We start from the raw sequence: 14,059 nt of genomic DNA, 5'->3' as shown, positions 1-14,059 counted from the left end.
TACCGGACCCGATCTCGCGAGCGAGATCTGCCCGCGGCCACTCTCTCGCCATCAAGAAGAGATCACTAAACAATACTCGCCAACTTTCGCGAACATCTCTTGAAAAGCCGGTTTATACTTGCCGTCTCCATCGGCGATACGACGGAGTGTATAAGCTTTTTCGGGAGGTTTCCCGCCAAAACTATTGGTGCGATACCAGATATCTCCATCCGGCGCTCGTTCATCTATATCCATCAAAAATACCACGCGCTCCGGGGGGACGGGTATATCGTCCCATATCGGCGTGATGCGGGCGTGATGCGGGCGTGGTATAAGGTTCGATCGGTAAATCGGATTACATAGATCAAGCGGTGATTCACGACGGAATCCAGTAAGTTTTTCCCTTCGTCGGAATCGTGAAAAGTCCAGACCTTCGGCGCGAAAACGGGAAGGGTTAAGGTGAGTTCGTCGGGGTTCCATTTTCCCCCGGACATCGTGAGACAATCATCGGCAAAAACGTTCCCGTCCATATAAAAGATACCCTACAAGATTTCCGGTAATTCGCTCGGATCGTCCGGTTTCATCCAGGTCGCGATATCTTTGAGGGGCTGTTTTTGAATTTCCATTAGACCGCTCCTATCGTAGATCTCTTGCCAAAATCGAAACTCTCTCGCGCGGACATCATTTAGGATTCAGGAGAAGAATAAAAGAATCATAGCCTAAAAAACGAGTAAAATTGGCAATTCTATCCATTTTATTTGTATAGTGCTTTTCGCGAAAATCAAGTACGATAGACCTCTTGCATGAATAAGTAGGATTTGCTGAAAAAGTCCACGAAATAAACCTAGCCTTGGTACGGTAGGACAATTTTTTTTCCGTAGGTCGCGGGTGACGAGGGAAAACCTAAACGCCGAGGGGTGTCTTGTTGGGTTTCGCGGCCCCGACACGATCAACCGAGTCCGGTTTTCTTCTTCCGGTAAAGGTTCAACAAAAGCCAGGTTCTGGCTGGATTATCGAACAATTCTAAAAACTTTTATAGTTACAGATTTTTACAATTCTAGCTCGTATTGAATCGAGCTTGTCTTCGGCTTAATTTTTGGATTTTCAAGAGGGCTGATATTTACGGAATCGCTTGTCCATAGTCCTCGTCGGATTCTTTTTCGTACCGTTTTTTCCGTGAATAAACAATTATATTTTCTCGGATACGGGTTAAATATTCTCGTTCTCGATCGATTTTTTGAAACCGCTCTAAAATATCCTCGACCGCCCCGATCTCGATGCCGATCCAATGGCGTTTTTTAAGCTCCGCTACAAGATAGGTCGTTCCCGCGCCCCCGAACGGCTCGAAAAGTTGAAAAAAATAGATTCCCAAAGAAGTATCTTCAGGATTGTGGTCGGTCATCATCTATATCGCTTATGATAGCCCACATATACTAGAGTTCCCCGATCGCCCCGAAAAACTCGCGCCGAGAATTCCCCTACCGGAACGAAAGAACGATCGAGGCGGTCATGTCGATCGACCCGCTAGAGTAGAACGAATCCCCCCCGATCGGAAAAAGACCCGCGGATTTACGCCCGATCGTGAGAGGATATTCTGAAACCGTACACCACCGGATCGGGCCCGTCGATCGCCGATCCCCTCGATCGCGCTCACCCATGACCTTTTCTAAACGAATTTTATTTATCAGTAACGGACACGGAGAGGACAACCACTCTTCTTATATTATTCAGACGCTACGGGAACTCTGTCCCTCGATCGAGATCGTCGCCATGCCTCTCGTCGGGGAAGGACAAGCCTACCGACGCTTACATATCCCCATTATCGGCCCGACGCGAAACCTGCCCTCCGGTGGTTTCTCCTACATGAATCGTCTACTCCTGCTTAAAGACATCCAAGCGGGACTACTCGGCCTCACCTGGCAACAATTACAGGCCGTCCGGAAAGTCGCGCGCGATTGCGACCTGATCCACGCGACCGGCGACGGGGTGGGACAATCCTTCGCCTATCTTACCGGCCGTCCCTTCGTTTCCTTTATCTCCTGTCTTTCCAGCCTCTACGAAGGAAGATTAAATCTCGACCCGATTCTCAAGTTCATTCTCCGTTCTCCCCGTTGTTTGACCGTTTTTACCCGCGATCCGTACACCGCCAAAGATTTACAGGCGCAAGGCTTGAGTAAGGTACAATTCGGCGGGATTCCCTCGCTCGATCGACTGCTCCCGACCGGCAAAGATTTACACCTCGATCCCGGTGTTCCCATGCTCGCGCTCCTGCCCGGTTCGCGACTGCCGGAAGCCGAGGACAATCTGCGTTTACAGTTGCGTTTAGCCGTAGAGATCGCTAAAATCTCCCCTCCCCGATCGGTACAATTTCGCGCCGCGCTCGTTTCGGGATTGATGGCGAAATTACCGGAAATCGCCACGGGGGAAGGTTGGCAGTACGAGGGTGAAAAAATCATCTATCCTTCGGCAGAAGTCGAAATACGCTGTTACAACGACGCGTTTAACGATATCCTGCATAAAACCACCCTCGTTATCGGGATGGCCGGATTAGCCGTCGATCAAGCGGTCGCCATCGGCAAACCGGTCATTCAAATCCCCGGCAAGGGGCCACAATTTACCTACGCGTTCGCGGAAGCGCAGACGAGGCTGTTAGGGATCTCGGCACAGACGATCGGAACCGAACCCGCGACACCGGAAATCCTGCGACAAGCGGCGCGCGGAGTCCTGGAAACGCTCGCGGATAAGGAATATCTGGCGGCCTGCGTCAAAAACGGGATCGATCGATTGGGAACTCCCGGCGCGTCTTTCCGGATCGCCCGTTATCTCTTGGAAACGTTAGGGGAAACCCCCGTGGAAACTGTCAATATCACCGGAGGCGCGGGAATATGAAAACCCGATCGAGTTACTGGCAACTAAAACCCTTTATCGCGCCCCATCTATCGCTATTTATTCGGGGTTTCGTCTGTATTTTGGGATACGTGCTGGCTACCTTATCCCTGCCCGTTCTAGCGGGACTGGTCGCCAAATATGTCGGCGAGGGTAACGTTCCCCAGGTGGCTTACTGGATCGGTATCGCCACGATCGCTTTTCTAGTCCGTAGCGTCTTCCAGTATTTAGAAAACGTGCTGATGATGGACGCGGCGTTAAAGATGACGCTGGATCTGCGTCGGGCCGTCTACGCGCACCTACACCGTCTCGGCCTCGATTATTTTGAAGGCGCGCGCACGGGGGATATGACCTACCGGCTGACCGAGGAGATCGATCGAATCGGCGAGGTGGTGAACAAGATCTCCCAACAGTTTCTCTCTTGCGTCTTGCAGTTGATCGCCATCCCCATCTATATGTTCTGGTTAAATTGGCAATTAACCGCCGCTAGTTTGGTTCTCGCGCCGTTAATGGCTTGGTTAATCGGGGAATTCGGTCAACGCTTGTTGGTTCTCTCCCGCAAGAGTCAAAGCCAGATTTCTAACCTGTCCTCCCTACTGACCGAAGTATTTTCCAGTATGCGCGTGGTGCAGGCTTTCGCGGCCGGCCCCTACGAGGTAACGCGTTTCGGTCAGGAAGCGGAACAAAATCGCCAATACCGCTATCGGGCGGAGAAATTGAAAGCGATCCAGTACCCGGTGGTGGGATTTCTAGAAGCGGTGAGCATTATGCTCCTTTTTCTCATCGGAGGCTGGCAAATCGCCAATAATAACCTAACCCCGGCGGCGTTGATCAGTTATCTGGCCGCGGTCGCGCTTCTCCTGCACCCGATCGATCTGGTGACGAACCATTACAACGAGTTCAAGCAAGCGGAAGCCTCGGTCGATCGGGTGTTTGAACTGCTCGCGGCGCGTCCCACCCTGCTGGAGAAACCGGGAGCGATCGAATTACCCCCCGTGACGGGAAAAGTGGAGTATCGCGACGTTTATTTCGCCTATCAGAGCGATCGACCCGTTTTACAGGATCTTTCTCTGATCGTTTCCCCCGGCGAGGTGGTGGCGCTAGTCGGCCCTTCCGGCGCGGGAAAAACGACAATGATGAACTTGCTTTTGCGCTTTAACGATCCCTCGTCCGGACAGGTGCTTATAGACGGGTTCGATCTGCGGGATGTGACGCTATCGAGTCTCCGCAAACAGATCGGCATCGTCCCGCAAGATACCTTACTATTTTCGGGGACGATCGCCGGGAATATCGCCTACGGACAGACGGAATTGGATTTCGAGGCGATCGAGAAAGCGGCCCGAATCGCCAACGCGCACGAATTTATCGCCAAATTCCCCCAAAATTATCACGCGTGGGTGGGGGAACGCGGCGCGAATCTCTCCGGGGGACAACGACAACGGATCGCGATCGCGCGCGCCATTTTACTCGATCCGCGGATTCTGATCCTCGATGAAGCGACCTCCGCGCTAGACTCGGAATCGGAAGCGCTGGTTCAGGAGGCTCTAGAACGCGCCATGCAAAACCGGACGGTGTTTATTATCGCTCATCGGTTGAGTACGGTACGTCGGGCCGATCGGATTCTCTTCCTCTCCGGGGGGCAAGTGGTGGAATCGGGAACCCACGAGGAATTACTGGCGCTGGACGGACGCTACGCGAGTTTCTATCGTCAACAGTTTAAATCGTAGGGGATTCGGGGGGGCGAGCGATTAAGGGCGAGCGCGTTTCTCGATTACCCCTCGCGCGTGGTCGAAAATGGCGACAGCGACATCGAGTAACGCTTTTCGAGTGACGGCTAGATTGGGAGATAACACATCGGCTAAAGGGATGATATAGATGGCAACACTATAAGGATCGAGATTGTCTTTCGTTTTCCACGGTGCTTTCTCTGGCTCTAGTCCTATCATTTCAATATAGCGATTTTCTTGGCTTAGAAAACCTTCATCTAAATTTTCAAAAGCGTGAAGATAAGGAGAATTTTTCGGAAGCCAAACCAACCCCTCTAAATTCGGTCCCTCGATATATAAGTAGAGAAGATGTAACCAATGGGTGGGATATTTGATCCCAAAATTTGGTTTCTTGCTACTGTAAGGGCGACAAATCGCACCCATTTTTTTAAAGTGATCGCTTACTTCTCTCCATTGTTCTTGAAATTTCTCTAACGTGGCTGGATTAGATGATAGATCTTCCCAGCCCTCAAATTTTTCTGGCGGATTCATTTTGAGACAGAGCATCAATTCCGTGAATTCGCGGGCGAGTGGATCGTTACTGTTTAAAACCAATGGATAGAAATCTTTCCAGCGAAAATGAGAGTAAAGATCGGGAGAAAGGTAGTTTTCAGACTGTAAAGCATCGTCCGAAATCGTTATTTCGTCAATAGAGATGAAGGCGAGATAGGTTTTTTTCGGTTGTCGATTCGCCAGATCTAGATAGCGTTCGAGTTGACGATCGCCCAAACCACTCCCTAGTTTATGTTCGCAAATAATGTTAAACTCATCGCATTCTAATAAGAGATCTGGACGATTATTCGTATCGAGAAAGGGATGATCGATCGCTTTTTGGAACTTAGGCGATGGTAGTTCCGTAGACAAACATAGAGTATCGACAAATTGTTGACCGATATCGGGGACACGGTTGAGTAAATATTCTAGACAAGCGGTAAAACAATCTTCGGATTGTAAATTCTGAAAGGGAAGGAGAAAAATATTCGTCATGGTCGGTGCGAGGAAAGCTAATCTATCCCTAACGTTCCCCGATCGAACGCGAAAATTAGAAAAAATTTGATAAAAAAATGTTAAGAAACCTCGCATTTCTAAAACTCGATCGAACGGAGAAAAACATCCCTATTATCCGGTCTAGAAAAACGCGAACACCCGCTCGATCGAGATAGTTCGTACTCGCGCGAGAATCCGTTATATGCTTATATGCTGAAAAGAACTTTTATCAATGAAAAACTGACTCCCCTCCCGCCTCCCGCCTTCTAGCCCCACCCGACCCCGAATCATGAGGTAATCGTGTACCGTTTCCCCTTCTCGCGTCAAAAAGCCGATCCCGATCGACTCCAAGAACTTCAACTAGATTTACTATCGGAATCCCGGTTCGATTCGCCCTATCTCGTTCTGATTATTAGTTCCTGCGCGATCGCCACTTTCGGCCTACTTTCCAACAGCGCCGCGGTGATTATCGGCGCGATGATTATCGCCCCCTTGATGATGCCGATCCGCGGACTCGCTTTCGGCGCGCTGGCCGGCGATGCTGTTCTCTTCAAAAAAGGGGTGATCTCGGTCGCCATCGGTACGGTAGTCGCGATCATCATTTCCTATAGCCTCGGCCGGATCGTCGGTCTGTCTAGCTACGGGAGCGAGGTGTGGGCCCGTTCCGCGCCGACCTTGCTGGATCTGGGGGTCGCGGTGGCCGCGGGAGGCATTAGCGGCTATGCCAAGGTCGAGCCGAAAATCTCCGGGAGTCTCGCGGGAACGGCGATCGCGGTCGCGTTGATGCCGCCGGTTTGCGTCGTCGGTTTGGGATTGGCGAGCGGGGATACGTCCTTGAGTGTTGGCGCGACCCTGCTCTACCTGACGAACCTGCTAGGAATCGCCCTCTCCTGTATGCTGGCGTTCCTGCTGACCGGTTACGCGTCCTTCCGTCGGGCGAAAAAAGTCATTATTTCCACGTTCGTGTTCACGGCGGCGCTCGTCCTCCCGCTCGGGATTAGTTTCGCCCGTTTGGTGCAACAGGCGCATCTAGAGACGAGTTTACGCCGCGCGCTGGTCGATCGAACCCTCACTTTCCAGCGTCTCGACCTGATGAATAGCGAGACGAACTGGTTAACCCGTCCGCCGGAAATCCGTTTACACGTTCGATCGAGGGAACCCCTCACCCCCCGACAGGTGACGTTACTCGAAAAATTTATCGAGCGGGAAATGAACCAGAAATTTACCCTGATCTTCGAGGTGGGACAAGTGGAGGAAGTGCGCGGCGAAAACGAGGGGACGAAAGACGGAGAGCGTACAGAGTGAGAGCGAACCATCGGGATCGCCGGGAAAAAGTCGGAGCGGGCGGGAGACGGTCGGCTTTTCGCCGGGGTCGATCGGGTACAAGCCCCCCCTTTCCACGGGAAAAACGGTTCGGTACGAGTACGAACCTCTCGGGAATAAGATACCTTCCGCCGATCGCCCTATCGATCGCTCTATCTTCTCTCTAAAGAGATAAATTTACAAAAATATTTACGAATTCTTCTCCGTAATAGTATCGGTATATACGTGTTTTCTCGCGCGCCGATCGGGGGCGATCGGGGAACAAAAAAAAATTCATTGGCTAGAATAGATCTAAGAACAATTTTGGTAATTTCGGCTAAATACCGAGCGGGAAAATATTTTTCCCGCCGAGCGATTTTGTCTATCAAGCCTGATTTTTATGAGTTATTATCCTAAAAGATAGGCTTTTCGATCAAAAAAAAACTATCGATCGACTCAATAACATAAATTTACTATGCCATATCTAGAGCGTTTAACCGCGGCAAAAATCTCGCGACTATCCGAGGGAAGACCTTTCATCGTTCAGAAACCCGATAATATTCGATCGGAAAAAGTTTCGGTTCAAAACCTAGAAATCGGTCTGCTCTTCGGTATACCCCTTTTACTGTTTTTGTTATTAAGATTTTTTAAGATACCGAGAAACAACGGGAGGGGAGAAGAGGATGAAAATGCGGCCGCTCTTGGCAAAGCGACCCCCTGCGCGTCCTGTCGTTTTTTTTCCAATAACGTGTATTTAAAATGCGCGGTCCGTCCCTCCGACGCGCTCACCGATCGAGCTGTTGACTGCCCGGATTACCGCCCGCGCGATCGATGATCTGCCGGGAGACCGAGCTTATACCGAATTTCTGAACGCCGTAGCGGGGATACGGGAAAAAAGGGAAAAAGGCAAATCCCGCTCACCTTTTCCCTTTAACCTTTTCCCATTACTGGCGAGTCTCTTGTTTTTAGAACATCGGTCTTGGTTCTCTTGAAAAGCCGATCGCTAAATGCCTTCCCCCGAGAGAATCCCGGATTATCGGGCCGATCGGCTCAATAAAACCCCTCCCGCGGTCAAACCGAGCAGATTGGGAAGCCAGGCCGCCATCACGGGACTCAAAGCCCCCGCGACCCCCAGCGAGGTAGTGACGAAAGAGAGGAGATAGTAGGCGAAAATCAACACGATACAGATGCCGAAACTGGTCGCTTTATTGGCGTTTTGCGGGCGTAACCCGATCGCCGCGCCGATCAGTCCGAATACCAGACAGACAAAGGGAAGGGCGATTTTCTGCTCGATCTGTACCTCTAGTTTGCGAACCCTCGTCGGATTGCCGCTTAACCGAAGGATTTTTAAATAATCCCGCGCCTGTCTTAACGTCATTTCCGTCCCGGATCTCGCGCGAAAAGCGAGATCTAAGGGCGCGCTGGGAAGGGCTAACTGTTGGTGCTGGAAACGGACGATATTGCGATAGGAACCGTCGGGGGCGATTAAATAAACCGTCCCGTTATAAAAATCCCAGATATTCCGCTCGATATTCCAGGCGGCCGATTCCGAGGTGATAATCTGATTCACTTCCGGCTGGGTTCGATCGAGGATCGTCAATCCCTCCATCCGCTCCCCGTTAAAGCGCTCGGCGTAAAATAACCGCCTCAGTACAGTTCGATCGCTCCCGTCCTCTTGCCGGATTTGCCCGTATTCCGGGTAGATAATATTGTCCTCGATAAAGGCTTTGCGATTCGGTCGTAGGGCTTTCGTCAGCGCGGCGTTCGCCTCGTAACTCGCGGCGGGCGCGACATAATCGTTAAACAGATAGGTTAAACCCGTCACCACCAAACTTAAAATCACCGCCGGGATCACCAGACGATAGGCGTTAATCCCGATACTTTTGAAGGCGATAATCTCGCTATCGCTGGCCAGACGACTATAGGCCATTAAAGCCGCCAACAGCATCGACATGGGAAACGCCAGCACGATAAATTCCGGCATTTTCAAAACGAGAATTTTCAATGCCAGCGTCAGCGGTAAACCGGATTCCGTAACCCGACGCACCAGATCGAATAATGTCCCGATCGCAACACCGAGAGAGCTAAATAATCCCATACCGAACAGCCACGGCAGAATTAACTCGGTAAAGATATAGCGATCTAATAAGCTCAAACCGGGTATATTGCTAAATCTCGCCTGTAAATTGCCAGCTTTCATTATCCGAGTCGGTGAGGGTGGATCGGGGGGAGCGGGGAGCGGGGGGATGGGGAGTTTTTCGGGGAAGGGGAAAAGGGGAAGGGGGAAAGGGAAAAGAGCTTTCTTAAGCCTTTCATCATTTACCCTTTAGCCTTTGCCCTTTTCCCTTTCATCTCTTTCATCTCCCGCCTTCTACTCCCGAAATAAAGATCTATTTTAAAAACTTATCTCCTAAATAATACTGGCGCACGAGGGGATTCTCGTACAGTTCCTCGTCATTACCGGCGGCTAAAATTTGTCCCTCCCGCATGATGTAGGCTCGATCGGTGATGGCTAAAGTTTCCCGCACGTTATGATCGGTGATCAGGATACCCATCTGACGATCCCGTAACCCGGCGATCATGGCTTGAATCTCCGAGACGGCGATCGGATCGACCCCCGCGAACGGTTCGTCCAGCAACAGGAACCGCGGCCCCCGTTCCCCGACGGCTAAAGCTCTCGCCAGTTCCGTCCGTCTCCGTTCCCCCCCCGACACGTAGGCTCCCTTGGTGCGGACGATTTTATCGAGACGGAATTCTTTGATTAACTCGTACAGACGGTTCGCGCGTTGGGCGAAGGGAACCCCCGATTGTTCTAGGGCGAGTTGGATATTCTCCGCGACGGTTAGATAGCGAAAAATACTGGCCTGCTGGGTGAGATAGCCGACTCCCAACCTCGACCGTCGATCGAGCGGTAATTTGGTGATTTCCTGTCGATCGAGCCACACCCGACCTCGATCGGGTTTGACCAGTCCGGTGGCGATATAAAACGTGGTCGTCTTACCCGCGCCATTGGGCCCCAGTAAACCGACGATCTCCCCCGGCGCGACGGTAATACTGACCCGATTGACCACGAGCCGTTTCCCGTAATTTTTATGGATATTCTCTAAAACTAAGGTCACGATCGCTCTCTTTTATCTAAGGAGTCAGGAGCCAGGAGGCGAGGCAGGGAAAAGGTGAAAGGGTAAAGGGGAAAAAATTCAGAAAGATCTTTTCCCTTTTCCCGGGTCCCTTTGCCCCGAAAAATTTCCCCATCTCCCCGACCCCCCATCTTCCCATCACCGCGGGTTAATCGTCGGGGCGGCGGGAAGGGAGGGGGAGGGAACGGGGGCGGGAGCGGGAGAAGCGCCCGGTTGAGCGGGATTCGGGTTATCTTGGACTAAATAAATCGATTCTACCTGTTGACTGGTTTGGGGAGTGGCGATAAATCTCCCCTCATCGACGAGATAGGTGATCGTCTCGGAACGGATGCTGTTACCTTCTTGTAAAACGTAGACATTGCCCGTCATCACCAGACGACGCTCCCGACTGAAGTATTGAGCCTGAGCGGCGGTCGCTTGAATCTTGCGGGCGGGATAATATACCTGTACGTTTCCCCGCGCGGTGATCACGCCGGTTTTCGAGTTAGCTTCCTGAATGTCCGATCGAACCGTCATGGCGTTGCCCGGTTGCAGGGGCTGTTGTGCTTCTAGCGGCGCCCCGGTTCCCAATCCGATTACCAAACCCGTCGAGAGGAGGGAGACGAGCCAACCCCGAGCGCGCTCCTGTTTTTTTGTCATAGGGATTTTCAAAATAAACATGATTTCATTTACCAATTTACTCGTTAAATAGTGAGTTTTACGGGCTTTAGGTACGGTCTGTTTTCCGGTCAAGCGATCGGCTTTTCAGAAAATAGGGAAAAGACTACTTTTCATCCATTCTCCTTTCCCCTTTCCCCTAACTCCCGCCTCCCGCTAATCGCCCTTTCCTCCCGGCCGATGACTCTCGTGGATTTTCGGTAGGGGAACGATCGATCGATCGGGGGGAGAGGGCGAAGGTTCCGGGGGATTTTTCAGATGTTCCACGATCGCCGGCAATCGCGAGGGGTCGATCTCTTGCAGAAAGGTCAGTAACGCGTGACTTTCCTCCCGCAATCTCGCCAGATCGATCCCACCGTAATCGTCCGGGTAGGAATATAACCGCCGGATTCCTTCGCCGAGGAGGATCGTCGCGCCGCGTCCGTTGCCGTTTTTCAGATGGTAACACCCGACCGCGATCTGTAAGATCCCCTGATAAAACGTTTTGTGAGGCTCCACGGAATCCATCCACAGAGCCTCGAAGGTGTCGTGACAGGCGTAAAACTCCTGCCGGTTAAATTCGTCGATTCCTTGCCAGAAAGCGGGGGAAGTCATGCGCGGTCGTCACTAATGTCCTTTCATCGTTTCCCGAATCTGTTTGATATAGTCGAGGGAAATATCCTGATCCCGGCCGGCGAACTCGTTATCGGGAGTGATAAACAGCATACAGTGACATTCTTTCCGTTCCCGCATCGGCACGCAGGGGCAGTTCCAGAAAGTGTTTCTGACTTCCGCTTCCTTGTCCTCGTAATGACGGCAGGGACAGAGGGGCGAACCTAATTCTTCCTTGTGACGGGCTAACCCCTCGATCACCACGGCTGTAACCGAGAGATCGCTACAGAAATAGGTGTCGGTTCGTTTCGCGTACTGTTCGGCGAAATGTTTCATCGCTTCTAGGGTTTTTTCTTCGTTCGCGCTTTCTGTCATAAATATTTCGTGGCGTTCCGCGTCAGTAATGGTTCTCTATTATACCACTCCCGATCGAGCGCTCCCATCGTTTTTCCGTCCTCGATCGGGACGAATTTTTAGAATTTCTTCCGATCGCGGGAGCGATCCCCTTGTTAGGGTGAAGACGAGAAAATCCCGAACACGCCGGGGTTTTGTTCTTTATTGTTGACGATCGAGAGCGGTCAGAAAGTGTTCTGTCTCGCTTTTTTCCTCGCTCCCTCGATCCGAGGCGAATTCCTATAACCGACCACGACTATGCTATCTTTTCTATCCAACGGAACCCCGAACGGCGAGAATACTCCTTGGTGGGTGAAAATCACCACCGTATCTCCCCATTGTCTCTACTATTTCGGCCCTTTCGATTCTTTCGAGGAAGCGAGACAGGAACAGGGCGGTTATCTCGAAGATCTCGAAGAGGAGGGAGCGCGGGGGATCAGTCTCTCGATCGAGCGGGCCGATCCCCACGCGTTAACGGTTTTCGAGGACGGTAGCGACCCCCCGATCTCCCTATTCCCCCATGCTAGAACCTTTTCTCGGTTTATTTCTTAAATCCCCCTGTCCCCTCTGCCAGCGTCCCCGCGAGGGGGAAATCTGCGGGGACTGCCAACGACGATTACGGGATTATCGTTACCCGAATCCCCGTGTTTTCTGGCGCGGGGATCTTCCTTTATTCGTCTGGGGACGCTACGAGGGACAGTTAAAACGGGCGATCGCCGCCCTGAAATACGATCGCCACCCCGATCTCGGCCGCGTTTTCGGACGCTGGATCGCCGAGAGTTGGCGCGCGTCCGGGATCGTGACCGGCACCCGCCACGCGGTGATCCCGATCCCCCTACACCGTCAACGTTTACAGGAGCGGGGATTCAACCAGGCCGAGGCGATCGGTCGCGGCTTCTGTTCTCTGTCCGGATATTCTCTCCACCCGTCCGGATTGACGCGGGTACGGGATACGGTCGCGCTTTTCGGCCTCTCTCCCGAAGAAAGAGGGAAAACTCTGCGCGAAGCTTTCCAAATCGGCAAGGGACTCGCGAAAGAAGCCCCGATCCTGCTGATCGACGATATCTATACCACGGGAACGACGGTTCGAGAGGCGGCGCGGGTGTTACGGGAACAAGGGTACCGGGTCGCGGGAGCGATCGCCCTATCCAGTCCGAGAACCGTCGAAAAACCGAACGTCACGCCTCGTAACGGCTGATCACCGCCACCCCTAAATCCACGTCTAGCGTTCCCTGCGCCCCCCCACCGGGGATTAACCCGCAAAAATCCCGTAGATAGCGTTCGTAATGATTGGTTCTGAGTTGTCCGGCCCCTCCTAGTACCCGTTGCGCGGTTAAAACGAGCTGGATCGCGCTATCGGTGGTGTAGGATTTGGCGAGACTGGTGATCGGGTCCCATAACGGATCGTCGCGCTCGATCGATTGGTTTTCGAGGGCGCGATAGACGATCGCCCGACTGGTTTCCACTAATTTATACATCCGTCCGATTTCCGCCTGTACCCCCTGCATGACGGTTAGCGGTCGGTTGTAGCGGATAGAACCGCCCAGATACCGCGTGCAATCTTCGAGGATCGCCTGCATTCGACCCAGTACCGGACTGACGAGAATCGCCCGTCGGGCGTTCAAAAACTCTTGAACGTGGCTTAAACCGTCCGTCGCCACCATGACCGCTTCTTCCGGAACGTAGACATCGTGAAAATGAATGGTAGAGATTCCCGCGGCGCGCCAGCCGGCCATCGGCAGGGGAATCACTTCCACGCCGGGCCAATTCCGATCGACTAACAATACCTTCAGATCGTCAAAACCGTTCTTTTGATAGCGAGCGTAGGTCATCAAAGTATTGGCGTTCGCTCCCCCGGTCGTGAACAGTTTTTTTCCCGTGAGAAGATAACCCCCGTCGGTATCTTTCGCCACGGTCTTAAACGAGAAGGGATCGGCTCCATCGGTGTACGCGAAAGCGGGAACCCGATCCCCGGCGATCATCGGTTTGAGATAGCGGTCGATCAGGTCTTGGCGGCCGGTTTTATAGATCATTTTCATCACGGAACCGCGCAAGGAAATCACGAAGGGAAAGGAGAGATCCTGGCAGAGATAACCGACTCTTTCCAGCATCAGGCCCCATTCTAGTAGGCTCGCCCCACCCCCGCCCAATTCCCGGGGGATCGGATAGGAGGTCATGCCTAATTTACAGGCCCGATCGAGAATTTCTGCCGATAAGCAAATTCCCTTCTCGTCTCTCTCTAAAACTTGAGGATTAATTTCCTCTTGAATAAATTTGCCAAAAAGCTCATCGACCTCGCGGGCGATTTTTTGAGCGAGAAGATCGTGATTCATCATCGCGGATATTTCCTAATCGCTGACA

At 52.3% G+C, this 14,059-nt stretch carries 16 protein-coding genes; 6 read left to right on the top strand and 10 right to left on the bottom strand.

The genetic code is table 11. From position 1 onward, the window contains the following. Positions 1-51: 51 nt before the first annotated feature. The 3 genes from V0288_RS04910 to V0288_RS04900 all read right to left on the bottom strand — a co-directional run bounded on the left by V0288_RS04910 (position 52) and on the right by V0288_RS04900 (position 1,384). On the bottom strand, positions 52-234 hold the full coding sequence (locus V0288_RS04910; RefSeq protein ID WP_332863913.1) for a hypothetical protein: 183 nt from the start codon (positions 232-234) through the stop codon (positions 52-54). Further along, complete coding sequence (locus tag V0288_RS04905; protein WP_332863912.1) at positions 234-509, bottom strand: hypothetical protein; 276 nt, start codon at positions 507-509, stop codon at positions 234-236. The genes V0288_RS04910 and V0288_RS04905 overlap by 1 nt, the downstream gene beginning before the upstream one ends. Before the next feature lie 590 nt (positions 510-1,099). After that, on the bottom strand, positions 1,100-1,384 hold the full coding sequence (locus V0288_RS04900; RefSeq protein ID WP_332863911.1) for a hypothetical protein: 285 nt from the start codon (positions 1,382-1,384) through the stop codon (positions 1,100-1,102). Between the two features lie 251 nt (positions 1,385-1,635). Here V0288_RS04900 and V0288_RS04895 point away from each other — a divergent pair, with 251 nt between their 5' ends. Next, complete coding sequence (locus V0288_RS04895; protein WP_332863910.1) at positions 1,636-2,868, top strand: lipid-A-disaccharide synthase-related protein; 1,233 nt, start codon at positions 1,636-1,638, stop codon at positions 2,866-2,868. After that, positions 2,865-4,592: an ABC transporter ATP-binding protein gene (locus tag V0288_RS04890; RefSeq protein ID WP_332863909.1), complete on the top strand. Its 1,728-nt coding sequence runs from the start codon at positions 2,865-2,867 to the stop codon at positions 4,590-4,592. Before V0288_RS04895 ends, V0288_RS04890 begins: the two co-directional genes overlap by 4 nt. A 21-nt stretch (positions 4,593-4,613) precedes the next feature. On the opposite strand, the gene V0288_RS04885 is transcribed toward V0288_RS04890, so the two are convergent. After that, a complete protein-coding gene (locus V0288_RS04885; protein ID WP_332863908.1) occupies positions 4,614-5,360 on the bottom strand; it encodes a hypothetical protein in 747 nt (248 codons plus the stop codon). 558 nt (positions 5,361-5,918) lie between these two features. On the opposite strand from V0288_RS04885, the gene V0288_RS04880 reads away from it, so the two are divergent. Both V0288_RS04880 and V0288_RS04875 read left to right on the top strand, forming a co-directional pair. After that, positions 5,919-6,923, top strand: a complete 1,005-nt coding sequence (locus V0288_RS04880) for a DUF389 domain-containing protein (protein WP_332863907.1) — start codon at positions 5,919-5,921, stop codon at positions 6,921-6,923. Between the two features lie 472 nt (positions 6,924-7,395). Further along, a complete protein-coding gene (locus tag V0288_RS04875) occupies positions 7,396-7,755 on the top strand; it encodes a hypothetical protein (RefSeq protein WP_332863906.1) in 360 nt (119 codons plus the stop codon). A gap of 198 nt (positions 7,756-7,953) precedes the next feature. Here V0288_RS04875 and V0288_RS04870 read toward each other — a convergent pair whose 3' ends face one another. From V0288_RS04870 to V0288_RS04850, 5 genes are all read right to left on the bottom strand, one after another. Next, positions 7,954-9,120 carry an LptF/LptG family permease gene (locus tag V0288_RS04870; protein WP_332863905.1) on the bottom strand — a complete coding sequence of 389 codons (1,167 nt, stop codon included), beginning with the start codon at positions 9,118-9,120 and terminating at the stop codon, positions 7,954-7,956. 190 nt (positions 9,121-9,310) lie between these two features. Further along, positions 9,311-10,039, bottom strand: coding sequence for an LPS export ABC transporter ATP-binding protein (gene lptB / locus V0288_RS04865; RefSeq protein ID WP_332863904.1), 729 nt, complete (start codon positions 10,037-10,039; stop codon positions 9,311-9,313). A 156-nt stretch (positions 10,040-10,195) separates the two neighbouring features. Beyond that, positions 10,196-10,696 carry an LptA/OstA family protein gene (locus V0288_RS04860; protein WP_332863903.1) on the bottom strand — a complete coding sequence of 167 codons (501 nt, stop codon included), beginning with the start codon at positions 10,694-10,696 and terminating at the stop codon, positions 10,196-10,198. Positions 10,697-10,870: 174 nt separating this feature from the next. Then, positions 10,871-11,308, bottom strand: a complete 438-nt coding sequence (locus tag V0288_RS04855) for a DUF309 domain-containing protein (protein WP_332863902.1) — start codon at positions 11,306-11,308, stop codon at positions 10,871-10,873. Positions 11,309-11,320: 12 nt separating this feature from the next. Beyond that, a complete protein-coding gene (locus V0288_RS04850) occupies positions 11,321-11,680 on the bottom strand; it encodes a ferredoxin-thioredoxin reductase catalytic domain-containing protein (protein WP_332863901.1) in 360 nt (119 codons plus the stop codon). 276 nt (positions 11,681-11,956) lie between these two features. Here V0288_RS04850 and V0288_RS04845 point away from each other — a divergent pair, with 276 nt between their 5' ends. Beyond that, on the top strand, positions 11,957-12,250 hold the full coding sequence (locus V0288_RS04845) for a DUF1816 domain-containing protein (RefSeq protein ID WP_332863900.1): 294 nt from the start codon (positions 11,957-11,959) through the stop codon (positions 12,248-12,250). Next, positions 12,219-12,896: a ComF family protein gene (locus V0288_RS04840; protein ID WP_332863899.1), complete on the top strand. Its 678-nt coding sequence runs from the start codon at positions 12,219-12,221 to the stop codon at positions 12,894-12,896. The genes V0288_RS04845 and V0288_RS04840 overlap by 32 nt, the downstream gene beginning before the upstream one ends. On the opposite strand, the gene V0288_RS04835 is transcribed toward V0288_RS04840, so the two are convergent. Continuing rightward, positions 12,877-14,034: an acyl-CoA dehydrogenase family protein gene (locus V0288_RS04835; protein ID WP_332863898.1), complete on the bottom strand. Its 1,158-nt coding sequence runs from the start codon at positions 14,032-14,034 to the stop codon at positions 12,877-12,879. The genes V0288_RS04840 and V0288_RS04835 overlap by 20 nt on opposite strands. Between the last annotated feature and the right edge of the window lie 25 nt (positions 14,035-14,059).

The organism is Pannus brasiliensis CCIBt3594 (assembly GCF_036688125.1).
Classification (GTDB): domain Bacteria; phylum Cyanobacteriota; class Cyanobacteriia; order Cyanobacteriales; family Microcystaceae; genus Pannus; species Pannus brasiliensis.
The sequence above is the reverse complement of the archived record's forward strand: the minus strand, read 5'-3'. Positions and strand labels throughout refer to the sequence as shown.